Source organism: Adlercreutzia sp. ZJ304 (assembly GCF_011039075.1).
Lineage (GTDB): Bacteria > Actinomycetota > Coriobacteriia > Coriobacteriales > Eggerthellaceae > Adlercreutzia_A.
This window is the reverse complement of sequence record NZ_JAAKEG010000001.1, coordinates 58,724-79,660: the sequence shown is the minus strand read 5'-3', so window position 1 is coordinate 79,660 and position 20,937 is coordinate 58,724. Positions and strand designations below refer to the sequence as shown.

The 20,937-nt window shown below is 46.0% G+C and carries 24 protein-coding genes, 3 tRNA genes and 1 other RNA gene; 5 read left to right on the top strand and 23 right to left on the bottom strand.

Annotation, left to right across the window (positions count from 1 at the left end; all coding sequences use genetic code 11):
* Positions 1 to 10: 10 nt before the first annotated feature.
* The 9 genes from G7Y46_RS00440 to G7Y46_RS00400 form a co-directional block, all read right to left on the bottom strand.
* Entirely contained in the window at positions 11 to 214 is a 204-nt protein-coding gene (locus tag G7Y46_RS00440) for a DapH/DapD/GlmU-related protein (RefSeq protein ID WP_165251625.1), read from the bottom strand.
* Positions 215 to 248: 34 nt separating this feature from the next.
* Positions 249 to 944, bottom strand: coding sequence for a thiamine phosphate synthase (locus G7Y46_RS00435; protein WP_165060851.1), 696 nt, complete (start codon positions 942 to 944; stop codon positions 249 to 251).
* A gap of 1 nt (position 945) precedes the next feature.
* Positions 946 to 1,248, bottom strand: coding sequence for an MTH1187 family thiamine-binding protein (locus tag G7Y46_RS00430; RefSeq protein ID WP_165060854.1), 303 nt, complete (start codon positions 1,246 to 1,248; stop codon positions 946 to 948).
* The gene (gene thiM, locus G7Y46_RS00425; RefSeq protein WP_165060856.1) at positions 1,245 to 2,087 is read right to left on the bottom strand and encodes a hydroxyethylthiazole kinase; all 843 of its coding nucleotides are present in this window, start codon (positions 2,085 to 2,087) and stop codon (positions 1,245 to 1,247) included. Before thiM ends, G7Y46_RS00430 begins: the two co-directional genes overlap by 4 nt.
* Before the next feature lie 95 nt (positions 2,088 to 2,182).
* Positions 2,183 to 2,259, bottom strand: a tRNA-Pro gene (locus G7Y46_RS00420).
* A gap of 29 nt (positions 2,260 to 2,288) precedes the next feature.
* Positions 2,289 to 2,364, bottom strand: a tRNA-Arg gene (locus G7Y46_RS00415).
* Positions 2,365 to 2,407: 43 nt separating this feature from the next.
* Complete coding sequence (gene rdgB / locus G7Y46_RS00410; RefSeq protein ID WP_165251623.1) at positions 2,408 to 3,016, bottom strand: RdgB/HAM1 family non-canonical purine NTP pyrophosphatase; 609 nt, start codon at positions 3,014 to 3,016, stop codon at positions 2,408 to 2,410.
* A 33-nt stretch (positions 3,017 to 3,049) separates the two neighbouring features.
* Positions 3,050 to 3,934: a glutamate racemase gene (gene murI / locus G7Y46_RS00405; RefSeq protein WP_165251621.1), complete on the bottom strand. Its 885-nt coding sequence runs from the start codon at positions 3,932 to 3,934 to the stop codon at positions 3,050 to 3,052.
* Positions 3,931 to 5,721, bottom strand: coding sequence for a L,D-transpeptidase family protein (locus tag G7Y46_RS00400; RefSeq protein WP_165251619.1), 1,791 nt, complete (start codon positions 5,719 to 5,721; stop codon positions 3,931 to 3,933). Before G7Y46_RS00400 ends, murI begins: the two co-directional genes overlap by 4 nt.
* A gap of 228 nt (positions 5,722 to 5,949) precedes the next feature.
* On the opposite strand from G7Y46_RS00400, the gene G7Y46_RS00395 reads away from it, so the two are divergent.
* Genes G7Y46_RS00395 through G7Y46_RS00380 form a run of 4 tightly spaced genes read left to right on the top strand, consistent with a single transcriptional unit; the run spans position 5,950 to position 8,691 of the window.
* A complete protein-coding gene (locus tag G7Y46_RS00395; protein ID WP_165060868.1) occupies positions 5,950 to 6,231 on the top strand; it encodes a hypothetical protein in 282 nt (93 codons plus the stop codon).
* An 8-nt stretch (positions 6,232 to 6,239) separates the two neighbouring features.
* Positions 6,240 to 7,766, top strand: coding sequence for a M42 family metallopeptidase (locus tag G7Y46_RS00390; protein WP_165251617.1), 1,527 nt, complete (start codon positions 6,240 to 6,242; stop codon positions 7,764 to 7,766).
* Positions 7,767 to 7,776: 10 nt separating this feature from the next.
* A complete protein-coding gene (smpB, locus tag G7Y46_RS00385) occupies positions 7,777 to 8,247 on the top strand; it encodes an SsrA-binding protein SmpB (protein ID WP_165060873.1) in 471 nt (156 codons plus the stop codon).
* 27 nt (positions 8,248 to 8,274) lie between these two features.
* A complete protein-coding gene (locus G7Y46_RS00380; protein WP_165251615.1) occupies positions 8,275 to 8,691 on the top strand; it encodes a hypothetical protein in 417 nt (138 codons plus the stop codon).
* A gap of 102 nt (positions 8,692 to 8,793) precedes the next feature.
* Here G7Y46_RS00380 and pyrE read toward each other — a convergent pair whose 3' ends face one another.
* The 7 genes from pyrE to G7Y46_RS00345 form a co-directional block, all read right to left on the bottom strand.
* Positions 8,794 to 9,477: an orotate phosphoribosyltransferase gene (gene pyrE / locus G7Y46_RS00375; protein WP_165251613.1), complete on the bottom strand. Its 684-nt coding sequence runs from the start codon at positions 9,475 to 9,477 to the stop codon at positions 8,794 to 8,796.
* Positions 9,478 to 9,506: 29 nt separating this feature from the next.
* Positions 9,507 to 9,944, bottom strand: a complete 438-nt coding sequence (locus G7Y46_RS00370; RefSeq protein ID WP_165251611.1) for a GNAT family N-acetyltransferase — start codon at positions 9,942 to 9,944, stop codon at positions 9,507 to 9,509.
* Between the two features lie 65 nt (positions 9,945 to 10,009).
* Positions 10,010 to 10,387, bottom strand: a transfer-messenger RNA (tmRNA) gene (ssrA, locus tag G7Y46_RS00365).
* A 146-nt stretch (positions 10,388 to 10,533) separates the two neighbouring features.
* On the bottom strand, positions 10,534 to 11,367 hold the full coding sequence (locus tag G7Y46_RS00360; protein WP_165251609.1) for a TIGR03915 family putative DNA repair protein: 834 nt from the start codon (positions 11,365 to 11,367) through the stop codon (positions 10,534 to 10,536).
* A complete protein-coding gene (locus tag G7Y46_RS00355; RefSeq protein WP_165251607.1) occupies positions 11,364 to 12,740 on the bottom strand; it encodes a putative DNA modification/repair radical SAM protein in 1,377 nt (458 codons plus the stop codon). The genes G7Y46_RS00360 and G7Y46_RS00355 overlap by 4 nt, the downstream gene beginning before the upstream one ends.
* A 417-nt stretch (positions 12,741 to 13,157) precedes the next feature.
* Positions 13,158 to 13,778 carry an HXXEE domain-containing protein gene (locus G7Y46_RS00350; protein WP_165251605.1) on the bottom strand — a complete coding sequence of 207 codons (621 nt, stop codon included), beginning with the start codon at positions 13,776 to 13,778 and terminating at the stop codon, positions 13,158 to 13,160.
* Positions 13,779 to 13,810: 32 nt separating this feature from the next.
* Entirely contained in the window at positions 13,811 to 14,224 is a 414-nt protein-coding gene (locus tag G7Y46_RS00345; protein ID WP_165251603.1) for a hypothetical protein, read from the bottom strand.
* 120 nt (positions 14,225 to 14,344) lie between these two features.
* Between G7Y46_RS00345 and G7Y46_RS00340 the strand changes: the two genes are divergently transcribed.
* Complete coding sequence (locus G7Y46_RS00340) at positions 14,345 to 14,935, top strand: TetR/AcrR family transcriptional regulator (protein WP_165251601.1); 591 nt, start codon at positions 14,345 to 14,347, stop codon at positions 14,933 to 14,935.
* A 223-nt stretch (positions 14,936 to 15,158) separates the two neighbouring features.
* Here G7Y46_RS00340 and G7Y46_RS09115 read toward each other — a convergent pair whose 3' ends face one another.
* The 7 genes from G7Y46_RS09115 to G7Y46_RS00305 all read right to left on the bottom strand — a co-directional run bounded on the left by G7Y46_RS09115 (position 15,159) and on the right by G7Y46_RS00305 (position 20,914).
* Positions 15,159 to 15,362, bottom strand: coding sequence for a type II toxin-antitoxin system HicB family antitoxin (locus G7Y46_RS09115; protein WP_241156984.1), 204 nt, complete (start codon positions 15,360 to 15,362; stop codon positions 15,159 to 15,161).
* A gap of 775 nt (positions 15,363 to 16,137) precedes the next feature.
* Positions 16,138 to 16,212, bottom strand: a tRNA-Thr gene (locus tag G7Y46_RS00330).
* Positions 16,213 to 16,330: 118 nt separating this feature from the next.
* Complete coding sequence (locus tag G7Y46_RS00325) at positions 16,331 to 16,894, bottom strand: C40 family peptidase (RefSeq protein ID WP_241155965.1); 564 nt, start codon at positions 16,892 to 16,894, stop codon at positions 16,331 to 16,333.
* Positions 16,895 to 17,117: 223 nt separating this feature from the next.
* Positions 17,118 to 18,074, bottom strand: a complete 957-nt coding sequence (locus tag G7Y46_RS00320) for a radical SAM protein (RefSeq protein WP_165251599.1) — start codon at positions 18,072 to 18,074, stop codon at positions 17,118 to 17,120.
* A gap of 26 nt (positions 18,075 to 18,100) precedes the next feature.
* Positions 18,101 to 19,063: an NAD(P)-binding domain-containing protein gene (locus tag G7Y46_RS00315; RefSeq protein ID WP_165251597.1), complete on the bottom strand. Its 963-nt coding sequence runs from the start codon at positions 19,061 to 19,063 to the stop codon at positions 18,101 to 18,103.
* A 1-nt stretch (position 19,064) separates the two neighbouring features.
* A complete protein-coding gene (locus tag G7Y46_RS00310; RefSeq protein ID WP_346773609.1) occupies positions 19,065 to 19,991 on the bottom strand; it encodes a DegV family protein in 927 nt (308 codons plus the stop codon).
* Between the two features lie 20 nt (positions 19,992 to 20,011).
* Entirely contained in the window at positions 20,012 to 20,914 is a 903-nt protein-coding gene (locus G7Y46_RS00305; RefSeq protein ID WP_165251595.1) for a DegV family protein, read from the bottom strand.
* Positions 20,915 to 20,937 lie beyond the last annotated feature (23 nt).

Genomic DNA, 20,937 nt, shown 5'->3' with positions numbered 1-20,937 from the left:
TCTATGCCATCTATTTGGTAGCAATCCTCTTAATGGGTTTGGCAGGAATGCCGCCAACTACGGTCATAGAGGGCACATCCTTAGTAACAACAGCACCAGCGGCAACCACCGATCCGCGCCCGATGCGCACGCCGGGCAACACGATGGCACCCGAACCGATCCAGACATCATCTTCAATATGTATAGGTGCAGGTTCAAGACTAGAAGACAGCATATCGCCATCTGTACTTCAGATTCACAACGCGCCTCTAGTTACTGTTTGCACGCCATGCGCTAACAAGTTCACATGCGGCTTTATAAGGGTTATCAGCCGAGCACACAGCGGAAACCACAAAAAAGCCATCCGCACCAGTACGCGCCAGCGCAGGAATATCAGCCAACTTCACACCGCCACCCACCACAATGGGCACAGGGCTTATTGTCGCAAGTTTCGATATATCAGCAAGGCTCTTAGTCAAAATGTTACCAGCGCTATCCATCCCACAATCGCGCTTTGTATCGGTCGGATGAAGCGGTCCCACCCCCAAATAATCTACCGCAGACAATTCAGAAGATTTCACATATTCGATCATTTCTTCAGCAGGCGCCGACAAACCAACTATCGAATTCGCACCCAGAAGCTTCCGACATATATCAACCGGAATATCGCTTTGCCCAACGTGTATGCCGTCAACATTAATTCCACGCGCACGTGCCGCCAGTACAACATCTAGCCTATCATCAACAAGAAGTGCCACGTCATTAGCTTTTCTAGCATCTGCTATAACTTCAGCGGTTTTTTGCGCACACTCTATCAGCTCTCTAGCTGAACATTCTTTTGAACGTATTTGTATACATGTAAAACCACCGTCAAGCGCCTGTGCCACAATGTCTGGCACAGGACGAGCGCGCGTATTCTCGGGACCTAATACCAAATATGCTGAAACATCTACGTGCTTAGCCACACTATTCACCACCTAGTATGTTGTCAACCTTAGCAACTTTCTCAACTATAGTGTTTGTGAAGCCGGGACGTAAATCGGCTTTCAAAATAACTTCAGTACGAATGCCCTTTTCCGCTAACACGAATGTAGCATCCTTCACAACTTGCATGACCTCATCCCATTCACCCTCTATTTCAGTGAACATTGAACCTAGTCTATACGGCAGCCCACTTTGCCGGATAATGCGAACAGCTTGCGCCACTTCCTCAGACAGTTCGTCTCCAACGCCGAAAGGCGCTATCGCTACAGCCACTAATACATTCATGCGTCACACCTCTCTATTCTAAATTGACTGCCGGCAACATCTTCTGCTTCCGCAGAAAATAGCTCGTCAATAAAAGCAGCCTTGAAACTGGCGGGCGTGCTTGCCTTTTGAGCAGCGCGCAACCCCGCCAAGTTATATAACGCAACCGATGCTAGCGCAGCTATAAAAGGGCTAGCAGATGCCGCATACACTGCCATAACACCACCAAGTGAACACCCAAAACCGGTCACTTTTTCCATCAGCGATGAACCGCCATAGCTACGTGCAATCAACTGACCGTCGCTAACAAGATCCTCTTCGCCCGATACTGCAACCGCACCCCTTGTCCAACGGGCAAGAGCAACCGCTGCTTCAGCAGCAGACGACACAGAATCGGTAGCATCAACTCCACGCACATTTCCACGCGCCGAAGAATCGTCCAGCAAACCCCACAAATCCGCAAGGGCCATTATCTCGGAAGCGTTTCCGCGAATAATAGAAGGCTTGCAACCTGCCATGTCGGAAAGCAGCTTTGTACGAAGGCTACCAATACCTATTCCTACAGGATCAAGCACCCATGGCTTGTTCAGTTCGGCAGCCTTCTTGGTAGCAGCAGGAATAGTTTGTTCGTATATTGGCATTAATGTGCCCATATTTATGTAGAAAGCCCCACTAGCCTCTATTAAAAACTCCGCTTCATCTGGAAGGTAAACCATAGCAGCAGATCCACCCACAGCTAGCTGCGCATTCGCAACAAAATCCATAGTTACCCCATTGGTAACAGAACCTGCAAGCTGATTCGATTCACGCACGCTGCGAACAGCGGCTGCAATAAGCTGAACGATTTCGGAATCTACCATTATTTTTCCTCCTGTTGTTCTTTTTGACAAAACAGGCGGCTTTAATGGGCGGATTGGAACAATTTGGAACTTACATTAATTGAGATAGAAAAAGATGGTCGGGACGACAGGATTCGAACCTGCGACATCCTGCTCCCAAAGCAGGCGCGCTACCAGACTGCGCCACGTCCCGATCCAGACAAGCATTCTACCACAAAAATGTGGTGCGCCCAGCAGGACTCGAACCTGCAACCGCCGGATTAGAAGTCCGATGCTCTATCCATTGAGCCATGGGCGCTCTTCCACTTCTCAGCAGTGAAAATCGCCGTGCAGTAAAACCGCTATGCGCGATTATAAACCAACTCTAGCTTATCTTTAAGCTCACATAGCGCACGACCTCTGTGAGATATGCTACTTTTTCGCTCTTGTGGTATTTCGGCAAACGACAACTGTCCACCCAACTCTATGGGGTAAAAAAGCGGATCGTATCCAAAACCGTCTTCGCCGCGCGCTTCTTGCCCTATATAACCTTCCACTTTACCGTGCGCAACCACTTCCGCACCGTCAGCATCTAAAAAAACAAGCGTGCATACAAATCTGGCTGTCCGTAAATAATTCGGAATACCTTCTAAATTTTTCATCAAAAGTGCATTATTGGCAGCATCGTTGCCATCTAAGCCAGAATAGCGCGACGAATAAACGCCGGGCTGCCCCGAAAGTGCATCAACCTCAAGTCCGGAGTCGTCAGCTAACACGCACATCCCCCCAGATGCAACATGTGCAGCCTGTGCCTTTATGCGCGCGTTACCCACAAATGAATCAGCATCCTCTACAGGGTCAGACTCCACACCAGCTTCGCGCAAGGTGACAAATTCCCAACCCTTAAAATTTAGCGCATTGCGTATTTCGTCTGCCTTATGCGCATTATTGGTTGCTAATAAAACCTTCAAAGCGCCCTTACCTTTCTTCTTAATGGGTACACTCTAATTGGTACACTCGGGCAAATCCAAATGGCAAGCACCCATCATAGGTCTGCCTAAAACCAAGCTGCCGAACCGCTCGAAATCGCGCACATCGTTTCCAGTTGTGTAAAAATTACGCTTTGGAATGCGACCGTTGTTGGCAATTTCTCCCCGTCTGCGCAAAATTTCCTGCGCATCGCACGCAGCCTCTTCAGCAGAAGAAACCAAAGTGGTCTTATTACCCATAACATCTGCAATCAAATCGCGAATTATCGGAAAATGTGTGCACCCCAAAACAAGCGTATCTATAGACGCATTGCAAAGCGGCGCTAATACATCCGCAACAACACGCCTATAAGTCTCATCTTCAAACAATTGCGGCACTTCGCCGTCAAATCGCTCACAAATATCCTTGTCGCGAAAGCGCTGTTCCACCATTTCCACAAAAGAAGGCGTGGCAAGCGAAGTGATATTAATTCCTGCATCTATATTATGAATGGCTCGCTCATATGCACCAGAATTTACCGTCCCCTGAGTGGCTATTACACCCACCTTTCGCGTTCGTGTAGCATGAGCCGCCGCCCGCGCTCCGGGCTCAACAACACCAATTATGGGAATTGGAAATTGCATCTGCGCCGCCTGCAAACCAGCAGCCGTAGCAGTATTGCAAGCTATTATGATCAGCTTGCATCCCCGGCGAAATAACCACTCGCATATCTGAAGTACAAACCCTCGAACTTCGTCCAAATTACGAGGACCATATGGACATCGTGCAGAATCGCCCACAAACAAAATATCTTCATTGGGCATCTTCCGTATAAGTTCGGATAAAACAGTTAGTCCACCAAACCCGGAATCGAAAACTCCTATTGGTGCATCGGCATAATTGAATTCCGCTGTACTCAACCGTGTACCACCACAACATCGCCAGTTTTTATAATGCCATAAAGCGATTCAGCTGCATTATATGGAAGGTTGATGCAACCGCGCGAACCATTCGTCAGATAGCGCCCACCGCCGTATGCCGATTGCCACGACGCATCATGGAATCCTACCGAGTTACCTATAAATGGCATCCAGTATTTAACAGGCGATTCATATTCTGGTTTTCCATCGCTTTGGATGCGCCCGCGCAATACCGTTGGGCTGGCTTTTTGATTTGCCGAATATACCCCGGTAGGTGTAGATTTACCCTTATTTGGGTTTCCTGAAACTATAACGCTCTCCCAAATTAGCGACCCATTGTCGTAGAAACGAGCATATTGCTCTGACAAATCTACATCGATGTAGCGCGATCCCCAATCTTGACCACCCAAACCATTAAACCCAGTACCACTTTGCAAAACCGGAACAGTCAGCGGCTGAGTGCTGCCTGCTTTTACCGCTTCAGTCACCTGTGTTACCAATGCATCTCGGTCAATCTTCCAACCATAGGTGCCACCCGAAACCGTTATCTGTTTACCATCGGGGCGTGTATATGTGCGCTTACTTCCAACCGTATTGCAAGCAGATGCAACGTCTGCCGCCCATGCGGAAAGGGCAGCTTCATCAAACCCAACCTCTAGCTCAGGGCTAACCGAAACCCATTGCGATGTTAACTTCGGATCAACATGGACTACAGGAGTGTCTGACATCACAACATCAAATTCCGCTTTCACGTATTCGTTTGCTTGATCGGCAGCAGCCTGCACGCGAGGATCGTCCACTAAGATAGTAGGCTGAACTAGCACGGCATCGGTTAATGTTATTTTGTCTTCTAAATGTAGTAGCCCTTCAAGAATCGTATTTTTTAGAGCATCAGCGTCTATAGCTGTACCTTTTATCTCTTCAACACAAACAAATTTGTTTTCGCCTTCATCGAATGCAATAGTGGCATTTGTAGGCTGCACAGCATCGGCATTTACAACTTCCAGTTGCGAAGACACTACTGCATCAAGCCCATCTGCATGCATTGACTCCGTGAAAGAATCGGTGCAGTCGTGCTGGTTGAAAATTTCAACCGGCCACATCCAAGGGTTTTCTTTGCTTATTATGTCTTGCGCAACGGCAGCATTATCGGAAGTCAGCCCAACATCCTCGGAAGAAACCTTGAAGTTCAAGCCCTTCCCTACAACGCTGAATGTATGATTTGCCAATGTATTATCAAGTGTAGCTTGCATGTCTTGCGGTGTCTTTAAAGAAAAATCTATTCCTGCCACATTGGTGTTTGGCATGAAATGCGTTGAGAACAACGCCACCCCACCAAGATATAGCCCGCCGAGAACAACTACAACACATGCGCTAGCTATAAGAGCTGTACGCAAATTGTGACGCTTTCCTTGCGCAGCTTCAGAAGAAGGTGACACACCACGGTCTGGCTGTGCAGGCGAAGACACTGAGGTGTTCGCAGATGTGCCGGCAGGTGTGCCAGCGGGTGTGCCGGCAGGCGCATCAACAGCTGGCGCATCAGCAGGCGCGTCAGCGGACGAAGCCGCAAACTCAACCGCTTGCTCAGGCGCATCAACAGCAGGCGCGTCAGCGTTTTCTACTTTTTCAGAGTTTTTGGGTTCTTCAGATTGGCTAGCAAGACCCGATTCTTTTGCCGCCTCAACATCTTTCGAATCAGCAATCTCTGCAGAAACCGAAGCCTGCTCAGCAGCATTTCCGCCCTTCACAGACGACGCAACATGTTTTCCTTTTGAATGCTTAGCCATGATGCACTTTCGAACACGGTCCAACAATTATTTCATTGTACAGAAATACAAACCTAGGTGTGTGATTCTTTCGTGTGTGGCTTATTACTTTTCAAAAACAGTTTTATACAGCATGTTTACAGCATGCCATCATATCCATCATATAACACCTATAAGGATGCATTATGCAGCGCAAATGATAAGATGAATCTCAGTATTTTTCTCGAAAGGAATGGCGTTAGTAGCAAGATGGCAACATACATAGCTCACTATAGATCGCTCAACTCTGCCGCCGAACATATAAGCGGTCTTTTTGAGTTTGAAAGCAGCGCGCGATTAGGAACAAAAGCAAACGCGCACGATGCCCGCATGCACATGTTGGAAGATTTTGGAAACACAGCACTTTCGTGGAACATTTATAAGATAGACCGCAAACGAGGCGACTCTCAACAAATAAACGGGCAACAAGAACTGGATTTTCGAAAGCCCACACGACGGCGCAAAACCGACACAAAACGCGGATGCGTATAGGAGACTAAATGAAGAAAAAGCAAATAAAATTCTTGAAAAAACTGGTTGAAACGCCTTCCCCAACAGGATCGGAAGAGCATGTTGCCGAAATTGTTCGCGAGCGCATGGCGTACACAGCTGACTGGATAAGCACCGATACCATGGGCTCTGTCCACTTAACACTAGATGGGCGCGACGACGGTCCTTCTCTAATGCTTTCAGCGCATATGGATGAAGTAGGTCTGATGGTAACTTACATATCCGATGAAGGCTTTCTTTCTGTGGCGTCTATCGGAGGAGTAGATGCAGCAATATTGCCCGGAATGCGCGTTGATGTACACACATCCTCTGGCAAAGTGCGCGGAGTTGTAGGAAGAAAACCAATACATCTAATAGAAGCCGACGACAGGAAACAAGTTACCCCACTCGACAAACTGGTAATAGATGTAGGGCTTTCCACCAAAGAAGTTAAACAGCGTATTCGCATAGGCGATGCCATAACTTATGGCGTTGGGTTCGAACGCTACGGCAATGGTCTTGCTGTTTCGCGAGGCTTCGATGATAAAGTTGGAGTATTCATTGCGTGCAGAGTAATGGAAAACTTGCTACAACTTGGTCGCAGTTCCGGAGACTTCACCGCAGCAATAACTGTACAAGAAGAAATCGGAACACGGGGCGCAATAACCAGCGCACATTCAATTAACCCTGACATTGCACTAGCTTTCGATGTTACACACGCCACTGACTATCCCGGAATAGACAAATCGAAATACGGCGATATACGACTTGGAAAAGGTCCTGTCATAGCGCGCGGTCCCAATATTAATCCCTGCGTGTTTGAGCGCTTAGTGGCAGCCGCAAAGGAGAAGAACATCCCATATCAAATTGAGGCAGAACCGTCTGTTACCGGCACCGATGCGCGTGCTATACAAATATCGCAAGACGGCATTCCTACAGGGCTTATATCAATACCTTTGCGATATATGCATACACCCACCGAAGTTATATCTCTAAAAGATGTACAAAATGCAATAAAGCTTATAACAACTTTCGCTATGAACCTTGACAGAGATTCAAGCTTCATTCCCGGTATAGACAATATTGGCTTAGATATCGTAGACGACATGTTTTGTGGCATGCGTAAAAATAGCGAAACGGATGGCGAAGCTGGCGAAAACAGCTATGCGCTAGATGAACCCGACCAAAGCAGCAGTAGCTTCCACGATGTGGCGCGTAGTGCAGCAGAATTTACCGAAGAAATGAAAGAGCTTATCGCCATGGCAGAGGAAACCAAAAAGCTTACCCGTGAAATTACGGGCACAAATGTTATGCCGGGTCCCACCATGGATGCGGCGCGAGTCGCAGAGCTGTCTGATGAATCTGGCGACAGCACATTAAATATAGCGCGTAACCTTGATAATGTAGCGTTCGAATACGCAAGCGATGCCGAAGTGATGAACGAAACCAGCGCTTGCGCACCGGCGGGCTTTCCCGGCGCAGACCCAAGTCTTGAAGCGTGCGAACCTAAAGACGAATCGCTGCGTCCCGAATTATAGATGGAGAAAAATGGCTAAACAGGATTCTAAAACTATCGCCAAAAACCGCCGTGCATTTCACGAATACGAAATACTGGAAACTTTCGAAGCCGGCATAGAGCTTACAGGCACCGAAGTTCGATCGTTGCGAGATAATAACGCCCAGCTAACAGATGCCTTTGCGCTTATTCGTCGCGGAGAAACTTGGCTCTCAAATTTCCATATATCGCCTTATGCAAACGGCAATATAGCCAATGTTGACCCAGATAGGCGGCGTAAGTTACTTCTGCATAAAAAGCAGATACGTTATTTGGCTAGCAAGACCCAAGAAAAAGGTTTTGCACTTGTTCCGCTAAAAATATATTTCAACAAAAACGGTCTTGTTAAAGTTGAATTGGCACTGGCGCGCGGCAAAAAACTTCACGACAAGCGGCAAAGCATGCGCGAACGCGATATGAAAAGAGATATAGACAGAGCACTGAAAGATCATTCACGTAACTAGAAACCATCCACGAATTAGGGGTAAACAATGGAAAAAGATAACGACGTAAATTCCTCTGAAGAAACTGTTGAAGAAGTCTTCGAAATGGAAATTGCAGAAGATGACATATACGCTTATTTGGTCGATGACGAAGACAACGAAATAGGCTTCATAATTATTGACGAAGCCGGAAATGAACAGGAATACTATTATGTTGATATGAGTGAATACGAAATTATAGACAGCGAAGATGTATCCACCGATAAACCCAAATCAAAATCTGATTCGAAATTGTCGAGCAAAAACGACGAAGACGATTTCGACCTTGGCATAACTCGCGAAGGTGTAGCTGAAGCAACTGCCGATATGAATGACATTTACAAAGAAGGTGCCCAAGTGGCGGTGGAACTTAAAGAGACATTGAGCGACATACAGGAAGAACTTAGTTTCCTGAAGAAGCGTTAAAGTCGCTAAAGTTGCCCAAATATGCCGGTTCAAATTGCGTTTAACATTACCGCAATTAACAACGCAAGTAGAACCGGCATTGCATTAATACACTAAATAAAACTAAGCCCGCTTTGCACCATACTTTTCATAATATGCATCAATAGAGGCTTTCATTTCGCCATCTATTACAACACGATTACCCATCTGCCGATCAAGTAAATAATCAACCACTTCCGACATAGTAACTATAGCCGCAGTGGGCATACTATATGTTTCGCTAACCTCTTCTAAAGCACTAATAGTTCCACCCTTGCCAATCTCTTCGCGATTAAGCGAAACCATAAGCCCAACAACCTGAACATCTGCTGCAGCCTTCAAAATGGGATATGTTTCATCTATAGATTTACCCGACGTAGTTACATCTTCAACTATAAGAACACGATCGCCATCTTTTAGGTTGCTTCCCAAAAGCACACCGGTATCACCGTGGTCTTTTATCTCTTTACGATTGCTGCAATAACGCACTTGCTTTCCGTAAAGTTCGTTTATTGCCATTGCGGTAATAACAGACAGCGGAATACCCTTATAAGCTGGTCCAAATACCACATCAAAATCTAAGCCGAAGTGATCGTTGATGGCTTGCGCATAATACAATCCCAAGCGATGCAGCTGATCTCCGGTAACGTAAGCCCCCGCATTCATAAAGAAAGGAGATTTACGCCCGCTTTTAAGAGTGAAATCACCAAATTTCAGCACATCGCATTCAACCATAAATTCTATGAATTCACGTTTATATGTTTCCATTACAATCTCCTGTCTTTGCGCCGTGTAGCTTACAATTTTTTGCTCATCCAACGATGCTCTACATGTTCGTCGAATTCAACGGGTCCGTATGCTGCATATCCGCTGCGCTCATAAAACGGCATTGCGCTGCATTGAGCATGTAAATGTATCTCGGTAGCACCAGCATTTTTAGCAGCTCGTTCAGATTCTGCAAGTATTTCAGACCCTCTCCCACCTTTACGATACTCGGGAAGCACAGCAAGCCTCCCAAATACCCACTTCCCTTTAATAGTATCTGTATTCGGTTCCATTTCGGACGGGAAAATGCGAGAACATCCTACAAGAGAGTCATTTTCGTATGCGCATATATGAATGCATCGCCTATCGGAATCTATTTCATCAAATTCGTTCTTGAAGCCTTGTTCCTGCATGAATACGCGCTCACGTACTTCTTTAGCACCAGCAAAATCATTCAATTTAAATTTCATATGCCTCACTCACTCAAAAGAAACGCGAACACCCCTGTTCAGAAGGTGTTCGCGTCTGTCTCTTATGGTGGAGCCGCGGAGAATCGAACTCCGGTCCATACTAGATCCCCAATGAGGCTCTACAAGCTTAGTCTGCGTTCAATATTCGGGAATCTTCGGTTCGCAGACGAGCGTCAGATTCCCTAGTCGGTTCAATCTTTTCTGCACCCATACCGACTACGTGATACAGAGCATTCCCCTAATCTGACGTCTTACCTGAATCGGGGAAGTTTCAGGCTCGACGGATGGCTGAATCTAAGCAGCCATGGCAGCTGGCATATAGTAGCCAGCCTTAGAAGTGTTAGTTTTGCCAATTAACTTTGACATTGCCCCTATTTAACGTGGCGAGACGACCACGACTTGCTCCTCATCTCAGACCTACCATGTCGAAACCAGTCGGCCCCTGATGTGTGGATTGCATTCTACGCCGAGCACAGGTGAAGTCAAGATAAATATAAAAATGTTTTCGAAATGTAACAGCTTCATGCCCACTAAAAACACAAATTATTTCTTATTATCAAAGTGCAAAATCAAGCAAATAACTACTACCTTATATTTTCTTTAATCCTGTTTCGTCAATTTGCATTTCGGTTATATTCCTCCAAAAACGCATAGGCATAAAATGCCTGCGCAATTCGGGATTATATCTAGAATCTATGGAAACCGACCTATAAAAAGTACGCCACGCTTCTTGCATATCTATTTCTGTCGCCGAACGCATTGGCATAACAGACAATATATCGGCACTGTCTGTTTGAACAAGGCGCTTCTTGATACCGTCCCATACACCTGCCACACCATGAACCTCGTCAAATATAATAAATGGCTGCACATTGAAACGTTCTACAAAGTGACCTAGCACTAACGGCACAACAGAATCTTTTGGATTAACTTTTGCAAACCATACCTGTACACCATCATCTTTCAAATGTTCAAAGCGAGCAAATTGCCTTATGTGTTCGCATTCGTTATCTACGCTGCGAGTTATTTCAAACAAATGCGATACCGCCGGATGCGATATGTTAGATATAGCTTGGCTTCGCCCCTTATGTTTGTCCATCGCATAGCGAATAAATCTATATATCGATACACCAGCATCTGCCCTAGATGATACCGACGCTTTAGCAATTTGGAAAAACGTCCGCCTACCACATTTGCGAATTATGCCACGTCGAACTCTTTCAGCATATTCCCAATTTGTAGAAACCGAGAATATACGCTGAGCTAATCTTAGCTGAATGAGCCCAGCTGGCACTACATCTGCTGGGTCTTCCTTATTAATATAAGCCTCAAACACAGAAGACAGCAAACCCTCTAACGTGCCGTCATATACATAGGCAACATCATCAAAAACTTCCACAGTAGATGAACATACTTCACTCATGCAGAAGCCCCCATAAGTGCTTGCGTATTATTCTCGGGAAGCGCTGTAACTTCTGCTAAAGACTCAAATAAACTCATCTGTCCTTTAATTGCACGGTCAGCGCGTCTGCCGTGGCGACCGCCTTCTATAGGTTTTTGCAGCGCAGCCAAAAGTGAATCTCTACTATATTCATACCCTTGCCCGCAATAAGTACCATTGCAAGTTATAAAGTAGCGTGCCCTATTAAACGCAATGCCCAGCTTTCGCAATTCGTATTCCCCAAGAGTACTTTGACGTCTAGCCCGCATTATCAGTTTTGCACCTCTAACACCTATGCCCGGCACACGCAAAAGCATCTCTTGTTCGCACGTATTCACCTCTACGGGAAAATGATCTAGATGATTCAATGCCCAATTTGCTTTAGGATCTACCCCCTCTTCCAAAAACGGATTCTGCTCATCTATTATTTCGTCTACATGAAAACCATAAAAACGTAAAAGCCAATCTGCCTGATACAGTCTATGTTCGCGATTGAGCTGCACTGCATCGTTTGAAGGCAAGCGAACATCTTGCACCACTGGCAAATACGCACTAAAGAAAACTCGTTTCAACTGCATTTTCTTGTACAGCGAAGCCGCAAGGTTAAGTATTTGATAATCGCTCTCGGGGGTAGCGCCAATTATCATTTGAGTAGATTGCCCAGCAGGAGCAAATGCACGTGTAGCTTGTTTGGGTCTTGAGGTAGACATATAAACGGTTTTACTTTTCCGAACCATAGCGCGCGATTCGCTATCTTCTGCAATGAATTCCGATATTTGTCGCATAGGCAAAAGAATGTCAGTCTTGCTTTTCTGCGGGCACAAAAGACGCAAGCTTTGCTCAGACGGAAGCTCCATATTAACTGAAAGCCTATCAGCCAAAAGGCCCAAACGATTTAGGAGTTCTGGTGAAGTTCCGGGGACAGCCTTCGCGTGTATATAACCGCGAAATTTGTATTCTTCACGCAAAATGCGCAACGTGCGCAGCATTAATTCAGTTGTATCGTCTGGGCTTTTTATAACCCCGCTACTTACAAAAAGCCCTTCTATATAGTTGCGCCTATAGAAGCCTATAGTTAAGTCAGCCAATTCACGCGGGGTAAAACATACACGCTGTATTTCAGCATTGCTTGAACGGTTCACGCAGTAAGCACAGTCGTATATACATACATTTGTCATAAGCACTTTTAGTAATGTTACGCAGCGCCCATCTGGAGTAAAACTATGACAGCACCCCGCATTGCTAGTAGAACCAAGCTGCCCCCTTTTTCCCGAACGATTTACGCCAGAAGATGTGCATGCAACATCATACTTAGCGGCATCCGCCAATACCTGAAGCTTCTGCACAACATCCATACGACCACCACAAACATTTGTTCTAACGAATATATGTTTGTATATTAGCCTAGCGCTTCGACACAGTCAAGAAAAAACCCGAAAGTAGGGATATAGGGTTGGTGCCGAACACGTCATGCACATGCTCGCGCCATGCGCAGCCACTATCCTATCCACAAGCGGCAATATCCTACCTTGCTTGCAATGCATATCACCCACGATGAGGCTTTTGGTCACGGTTGCTACGAACTCTGATGGATATGTATTCTTTGAAGCGAGAACGATGAAGCAATGGAACAAGATGCAGAGACTCATCTCAAACCCAAGAAGCAGACAAAAATCCTCTCGAAGAGTCTCAAATACTTGACGCGCTGCAATGATTTCCTTGTTCGGGCGACTTCCGAATCAAAGCACTATAAAAATTAGCTTGATATGCCTCTAACTTTTCTTACCAAGAACATAAGCACGAGCACGCTTGGCAATTTTCGGAAAATCCTTCGGCTTTATGCCAAAGACACCCCAAACGGCGAGTTCCATGCAGAAAAACACTGCGAAATAATAAACAAATGTCAGCACCCATTCCCAGCCTACTCCTGGAGCTGCATAGACGATGATGAAAATAGAAGGAGGCAATAAGAATAACAATGCGGTAAGCATTCCAGGAGAATAGAAATGCTTCAAATGGTGGATCTTGATTCCAACAATATGTATGAATGATTCAAATATCCCGAGGATTGCTGGGACCAGCGCAAGCCAATGGACTCCGTTGAAGAAAAACGGTATGTATGCGAAAAACACAATGGCGATAACCACACACCCATGGGAACACTCTATCTTTGCTTGATCTGAATTGTTGACACCAATCATTCCTGTCATCAGCTTGTAGAAGCCTCCAGGAAACCTCGTCTCTTCCCATTCATGCAAAGTGATTCCGAATATGAAAAATGAAAGGGCGATCTGTAAGGGCGTGAGCGCAGCCCAATTGATGATCATGTAGATAAGAACAGCTATACCACCAAAAGTGAGGATATAGATGTTGCTACGATCCCACCAAGTCATGATTGCACTCCCAACCTATGCTTCGCCACGGATCAGCGCAAGCATACGACCACGCATGATCTTGGGAAACTGGCGAAACAGGATATCATATGGACGATGCCTTCCATGATGGAAAGACATACGGGAAGCATAACGAGCCACCACGCGGTGTCGAAAAAGAACGGGATGATAGTAAATCCCAAGATGAGGCACATGGTAGGGATTCGGGATAGTCCTGCCAACTCATCAGTCACCTTAATCTTCAAAAGATTGTCTCCTATGAGGTTCAGGAATCCTCCGGGGAATTTCCCTTCCTCCCACTCATGCATAGTGAAAAGCCACAAGAATCCGATGATGAACTTCTGAATGATGCTCAACGTTGGCATGAATACAGCAACGCAAACGATAAAGGTGACTGCAATAAAGGTAAGCACTTCAATATTGTATTTTGCGATCCACATTCGCATGGCGGACTCCTTATAAGATGTTCTATAATCCAACATCGTGTTGGTTGATTATATGATGCGCCGGTTCTTCTGATTCATCAACCAGCAAAAACCAATAGAATGTCGGTTTTTGGAGAGCAGATGGCAAAACCTAATCCTGAAAAAAGAGCCCGAACAAAACAAAGGTTAATGGATGCCTACATCACCCTTTTGAAAACAGATTCAGAGAATCCGATCACGGCAAGCGCTGTCATAGAACAAGCTGCCGTCAACCGATCTACTTTCTATGAGTATTTCGACAATGTTGGTGATTTAAAACGCGCTGTTGAGGACAACCTTATTGAGACTATGGTATCCACCGCACAAAATGCACTTGACTCAGGCAAAAATGCTGATCTCGTAGATCTTGTCATGAATGCCTATGTGAAGCACGGGGATCTCATCGGCCTTTTCCTTAGCCAGCAAAGCACCTCGTACTTCACATCTCGTGTTAAAAGCGTACTCATGCCGCTCCTTGCAAACACCTTGGAAGAAAAGGTGAATCCTCAAGAGCTTCCTTATGTATCTAAGTTCGTTACAAGCGGACTTCTTGGCTTCTATAGTCATTGGTATGAAGACAAGCAGACCTTGCCCATTGAAGAATTGGTACCGTTGGCACGTACTTTAGCTTTTTCCTGTTTAAATGCCGTGTCAGATACGGGAAAAAATAACCTTCTCCAACCTTCTGAATAGCTTAAGATTCCTGATTGGCGAGGGGTCGCAATTTGCGGGTTATAGGCGTCAGTGCCGGACGCGTCACGCACATGCTCGATTCGGGGCTATTAGATGGCTTTAGAAACGGTCGTCACACCTACACCACTACAAAGTCGATTAACAAGAGTCTTTCCACCTCTCGAAGTGCAGGACAACCCAAGAAAACGGCTATGGCTTAGACGAAATCTCCCTATCTTCAATCCTAAGATAATACGTAAGAGGCGATCAGGGCATCAAGCTTCCGTATATCATTGGCTTCTATTTCCACAGCCTCTAAAGGCGTAGGTTCGGGAATATCCTCGCCATCTTCTTCCAATCCGTATATCACACATCCTAGAAGCTCGCGTGCCGAAAGCAGAGCATCTTCGTTTGGGCATATAGGCAGAAAAGTGTGTAGGATTCTCACTTGACATCCCTGTTCAGGCAAGCTTTTTCTAAGAAAAAATCAGTTATAAACAGGGGTGAGCTGTGTCTGTCTCAAAATGCAGCATTTGCGGCAGCAAAATGTCAAAGAACAAATTCACTAAAGCAAGAAGGCAGAGGTGGAGATGCACCTTGTGCGGAGGCTATAGTGTTAGGAAAAGCGATACCTCCGCAAGATAGCCTAAAGTGTTTGTTGGATGGCTTTTGGGTAAACTCTCTCAAAGTTGACGCTAGATTACGATTCAACTCATCCACATACTAGTTCAAAAAAGTTAGAAAAATGGTCAAAACTTCCGACTTTCCATGGTCATAGCGCTACATGGCTAACTTGAATTGTGGAGAACACTGGGCAAACAGAAAATTTGACGCTTTTTTGATGCCTTAGCAGGCAGGGTTTTGTGTTCAGGACCGTGGAAAGTCGAAAGTTTTGACCACTTTTCGCCTAAAAAGTGACGAAGGCAACACACGGTCTGGTTTGGTCAGAGTTCCACAACAGCGCGCCCTATCCATATGCAATCGACTAAAACAGACACACCTTTCTGCCTATATCACACATCCTAGAAGCTCACGTGCCGAAAGCAGAGCATCTTCGTTTGTCTATCCGCTGGTAGCTACGTCTAGATCGGGAAATGTGACTGCAATTTCTTCGCCGGATTCATAGGTGAATATCGCAGCAATCTGCAGATTTGAACAGGTTGCGCAAATATCAGAAGCAAAGCAGGTCAAGCAAGAAATCTCACTTGACCTGCGATAAATTCTGGAGCCAGCGACAGGAATCGAACCCGCAACCCACTGATTACAAATCAGTTGCTCTACCGTTGAGCCACGCTGGCAAACAAGGTTGTATTATAGCCTACATAATCGAAACTGATAACAACACTTAGTATTCGTCGGTAGAAATTTTCGAAATCTCTAAAATCTCTAAAATGCGCCTGCGCCTATAGCCTGCGCCTATATTATTCGCTTAGCAAACGATGGCTTATAGGTATCAAAAGTGGAATAACATACACCTTCCCCTCTGCCGGCAGCATGTATATAAGTGTTGTCGCCCACATAAATACCTACATGATGCGCACCGCCGCGCGAACCCCAAAACAAAATGTCTCCACGCTGCAGTTGATCCATTGGCACATCTATTCCATATTGTGCCTGAGAATAACTGGTGCGCGGAAGCTCAATCCCTAACGCTTCGCCAGCGCAATATTGCACAAGACCAGAACAATCGAAACCAGAAGGCGTGCGCCCGCCGCGCACATATCTTGCACCAATATTGTTTTCAGCCACAGACACCAAAGCCTCTACCTTAGCAGTCTCGGCAACACCATTAATCTGACTTCCAACCATATTTCCTAGCGTATTTTCGCCGCTGGCTTTATCGTCCGCTGCAGCAACAGGATCGGCAAACGCCAACTGCACAAGAGGAGATTCCGCCCACTGAGACACATATAACATAGTAGTAAGAAGAAGCGCTAGAAGAATGCAAAACGTTATGAATTGGGACCTAACCCTTTTCATTAAATACAAATAGATATCCTAACCTCGCCTACAATTGCGCAAATAAGGCTACCTTGCAATTGCCTTTCATTGCCTTCAGAACCAACATTCCTACAATTCAACTACAGGTTTGCAACATTTTCTTCACAAAATACCAGCGTATGTGTATTTTTTAAGTCAATTGAGTGCAGGTTTTCTGTATTAAACACACATTTGGCTTTTACCAAATCAACGCAGAATAGCTCTAATCGCAACAAAAATCGGGAATAAAACTTTCGCTAGCAGCAACACCTTGTTGCCAAAAATAATCTTCAATTCCTATTGTATCAGCGAAATCTAGTACCGCCTCATATTCACTATCGCTCACGCATCTAGCAAGTTCTGGAAAACGCCGCAAACATGCAGCAGCCCTACTGTTTCCTTGCTGCGCCAAGCGGGGCAATACGGGAGTGTACTGATTCATTATCGACAGTCGCACGCTATCTCCAAATTCCTCATGAACACGCCGGACAGCCTCAATCGACTCATCTACATGACCGGGCAACACCAAGTGACGCACCACAACTCCAGACACCATCCGCTGAACGCCCCCAAATTCGTCATATGTAGGAGCCCCCACCTGATCTATCATTGCCCCAATTGCCGCCGCCGCAACATCTGCGTAATCGGCTACCCCAGAAAGTGAAGCCGCAAGATTAGAATCTGCATACTTATAATCTGTTAAATACACATCTACATAACCGCTGTTAGCACGTATAGCATCCACTGTTTCATATCCGCTGGTGTTCCACACCACAGGCAATCGCAGCCCCCGATCTTTTGCGACACCTATAGCCAGCCGCACACTGGGAGCAAAATGCGTCGGCGTAACCATATTCACATTCATAGCACCCATTTTCTGCAGCGACAAACACGACTGCACAAGCATGTCCACACTGAATTGTTGTCCGCACCCACCATGCGATATCGCAGAATTTTGGCAATACGAACAAGCCAGCGAACATCCCGTAAAAAATATGGTGCCACTACCAACATTTCCACTTATAGGTGGCTCTTCCCAAGCATGCAAACCTACACGCGCAACAGTCATAACAGCACTAGATGCACAAGCACCACGCTGCCCATCCCGCCGATTAACCCCACAAGCGCGTGGGCACAGCATACAGTGTGAATAATCGTGCGGAATAGTCTGCTCAGACATACTGTTAATATACGTGAAAACTGCTACTAGTTTACCGAATAGCCAAAGCCTATCGAACCACTATCGTCGCTATCGTCGTAGTCGTCAAAGGCATCATCGTAATCATCTTCTGAATATATGCCATCTTCCTGCGCGTATAGCGTCTCGGCTCTCGACCAGTCAAGCCCATTAGCAGCACACGCCGCCTCTTCGCCATATACTAGCGCTAATGCCACAGGGGCTTTATCAGCGCCGCCTATAACAGCCAGCAACTCCAATAAATGCATAGCCGATTCTGCCTGAGGCATTATTAGCTCGTAATCGTCAGCCGCCATTATCGCAGCCGACAGTTCACCCATAAGCATTTCGCAAGTAAAAGAGCTATCGAAGCGCTCATCGCGAATAGCTTGTATTATCGCTTGGGCCCCAAAGTCGGAAAACTCAATCTGAATTTCGCCCATCTCAATGCTAGATATCGACCTTTTCGATGCCATAAATAACGCATGCGCTTCTATTGCCGAAATAACACCAGCCACTGTCTGTAAGGTATTTGCCGCACGCATCAACTGCGCCGCGCCACCACCGCCTACAACTTTTACTTCGCAAAATATTGCATCCAGCAAATCTTTTGCTTCCACAACACAACCGTCTTCACCGGAAGCAAAGCAAAAAATATTGTCGCGCGCAAAAGCGTCCGCCAATGTCATATCCTTAACAACAAGCGGGGCTTCAACAAACTTCAAGTCGGACAAAGTAGCTATGGCATTCATCTCGCGCGCAAAATTAGGAGTAACCGAACTAAGATCAACTATCATCGACCCCGGCTTCATAACCTGCATAAGCCCATTATCGCCAAAGCATAAATCTTCCAAATCGTTCATTGTGGGGAAATACGTTATTACCATATCGGCTAATTCGGGTTCGCCTTCGCGGCGCCATCCAGCCTCTTCCAGTCTGGGAGAAATAGCCTCTATAAGATTATCGCAACCTCTATATGCATAAACACCCACGCTATTCCGCCTTCCTTATGCGATTAGCTATACGATCAGCTACAGACATATTCTCGCGCTGATCGCTTCCCCAAAAAGCTATTGCTAACATTCCCGGTCCAACATGCGAACCAATTACAGGTCCTATTGAAGATTTAATAATTAGAGGATTTTCGCCCCCTTTGTTAAGCGAATCGCAAAGCCGTGCCATATCTTTTTCGCAATCCGTGTTACCAACCATTACATAATTGCCTCGCCCATTAAAGTCAACATGTTTGGCGTAATATTCAGCTAGCTGCTTTATGCCTTTTTTGCGCCCACGCGCCACTCCTACCAACTTCAGTGTGCCATCGGTGTCTATGGTAAGCATCGGTTTAACATCTAATGCCGCACCAGCCACAGCCACACTAGAAGGTATGCGTCCACCACGCTGAAGCGTATCTAAGTCGTCAACCATAAATTCACAATCGACAAAATAGCGCGCCTCGCTTGCCCACTGTGCCAACTCTTCGGCAGTCAGCCCCTTTTCCATCTGATTTATCGCTTCAAAAACAACTACGCCTTCAGCAATAGACGCCAAGCGCGTGTCAACCAAATACAATTCGAAACCTTCGTGGCGTGAAAGCACCTGATCGCGCACCATTTCAGCCACACTAAAACTGCCCGAAAGCCCACTTGTGAACGATAAATACACCGTAGGCGTTCCGTCTTCAGCTGCCGCTTCAAAAGCGGTCGTAAGCACAGGCACCGAAAGCTGCGATGTAGATGGCTGCGCGCCTTTGCGCATGGCATCGTAAAAATCGGACGCACCAAGCGTTTGAAACATATCGTCTTCAAATGTGCGCTCACCCACTATATAGGGGAATTTCAACAACGTAACGCCTTCGCGGTTTAGCAGTTCTACCGGCAGGTCACAACATGAATCTACTATTAAATTGCATCTACGCATAATTTTCTCCTAGCGCTAGTCTAAACTGCCACCGAAAGATCAGGATTATCACTTGTAAGTTTCCCTTTAATAAATTCTACGCATTCATAAGCAATACCTATAGCAGGTCCAACATGAACGCCCACTACGGGGCTTACGGGATGCACTTCCACATCGGTACCAGATATTTCTCGTACTGTCTCAAGCAACTGCTCTAACGCTTTTGTTTTCTTGCCTATATAGTGAACTACAACCCTTTTCAAGCCGTACTCGTCAACGTCGCTCTTAAATGCTTGAACCATAGCAGCTACCGCCCGCTTGTGCGTGCGAACTTTTGCCAATGTATCGGGCATGCCATCAACCACCGTTAAAATTGGCGAAATCTGGATGACGGTTCCCAAAAGCGCCGAAGCTGCACCTATACGCCCACCAGCACGCAAAAATGCCAACGATTCCGGTATAAACAAGAACCTAGAACGCATAACCGCTAATTCAGCCGCAACAATCACTTCTTCAAACGATGCACCCATATCGCGCTTATCGGCAGCATCTAGCACAACAAAAGCCTCGTCAGATCCGGCGGATGTCGAATCTATCATCGCGCATTGGAAATTTATATTGCGCGATTTCACCATGCGTGCAGCGCGTATCGCACCTTCTAAAGTACCAGACAGCTTAGATGATATGAAAATTCCCACAACGCTATCGCCCGCTATGGCTGCATCTTCCAAAATGCTTTCCAGAACATGCTGAGACGGCTGACTAGATGTAGGAATATTATTTATGCGCTGTTCGATGGTTTCATAAAAGCCATCTATGTCCATTTCGGTTTCTACATGTTCAATTCCGTCGTAGTTAACGAACAGCGAAACTACCTCTATGTTACGCTTTCGGGCAGTATCTTCAGTAATAGATGCAACCGAGTCTGTAATTATGCGTATCATTTTATTTCGCTTTCAAAACAGTT

Coding starts and splice junctions, on each gene's coding strand:
- G7Y46_RS00340 (WP_165251601.1), top strand. CDS start 14,345: ATGGCAAAACCTAATCCTGAAAAAAGAGCCCGAACAAAACAAAGGTTA.
- thiM (WP_165060856.1), bottom strand. CDS start 2,087: ATGGTAGATTCCGAAATCGTTCAGCTTATTGCAGCCGCTGTTCGCAGC.
- G7Y46_RS00430 (WP_165060854.1), bottom strand. CDS start 1,248: ATGAATGTATTAGTGGCTGTAGCGATAGCGCCTTTCGGCGTTGGAGAC.
- smpB (WP_165060873.1), top strand. CDS start 7,777: ATGGCTAAACAGGATTCTAAAACTATCGCCAAAAACCGCCGTGCATTT.
- G7Y46_RS00380 (WP_165251615.1), top strand. CDS start 8,275: ATGGAAAAAGATAACGACGTAAATTCCTCTGAAGAAACTGTTGAAGAA.
- G7Y46_RS00440 (WP_165251625.1), bottom strand. CDS start 214: ATGCTGTCTTCTAGTCTTGAACCTGCACCTATACATATTGAAGATGAT.
- G7Y46_RS00395 (WP_165060868.1), top strand. CDS start 5,950: ATGGCAACATACATAGCTCACTATAGATCGCTCAACTCTGCCGCCGAA.
- G7Y46_RS00355 (WP_165251607.1), bottom strand. CDS start 12,740: ATGGATGTTGTGCAGAAGCTTCAGGTATTGGCGGATGCCGCTAAGTAT.
- G7Y46_RS00305 (WP_165251595.1), bottom strand. CDS start 20,914: ATGATACGCATAATTACAGACTCGGTTGCATCTATTACTGAAGATACT.
- G7Y46_RS00345 (WP_165251603.1), bottom strand. CDS start 14,224: ATGCGAATGTGGATCGCAAAATACAATATTGAAGTGCTTACCTTTATT.
- G7Y46_RS00360 (WP_165251609.1), bottom strand. CDS start 11,367: ATGAGTGAAGTATGTTCATCTACTGTGGAAGTTTTTGATGATGTTGCC.
- G7Y46_RS00370 (WP_165251611.1), bottom strand. CDS start 9,944: ATGAAATTTAAATTGAATGATTTTGCTGGTGCTAAAGAAGTACGTGAG.
- G7Y46_RS00310 (WP_346773609.1), bottom strand. CDS start 19,991: ATGCGTAGATGCAATTTAATAGTAGATTCATGTTGTGACCTGCCGGTA.
- G7Y46_RS00390 (WP_165251617.1), top strand. CDS start 6,240: ATGAAGAAAAAGCAAATAAAATTCTTGAAAAAACTGGTTGAAACGCCT.
- pyrE (WP_165251613.1), bottom strand. CDS start 9,477: ATGGAAACATATAAACGTGAATTCATAGAATTTATGGTTGAATGCGAT.
- G7Y46_RS00350 (WP_165251605.1), bottom strand. CDS start 13,778: ATGACTTGGTGGGATCGTAGCAACATCTATATCCTCACTTTTGGTGGT.
- G7Y46_RS00325 (WP_241155965.1), bottom strand. CDS start 16,894: ATGAAAAGGGTTAGGTCCCAATTCATAACGTTTTGCATTCTTCTAGCG.
- G7Y46_RS00320 (WP_165251599.1), bottom strand. CDS start 18,074: ATGTCTGAGCAGACTATTCCGCACGATTATTCACACTGTATGCTGTGC.
- G7Y46_RS00400 (WP_165251619.1), bottom strand. CDS start 5,721: ATGGCTAAGCATTCAAAAGGAAAACATGTTGCGTCGTCTGTGAAGGGC.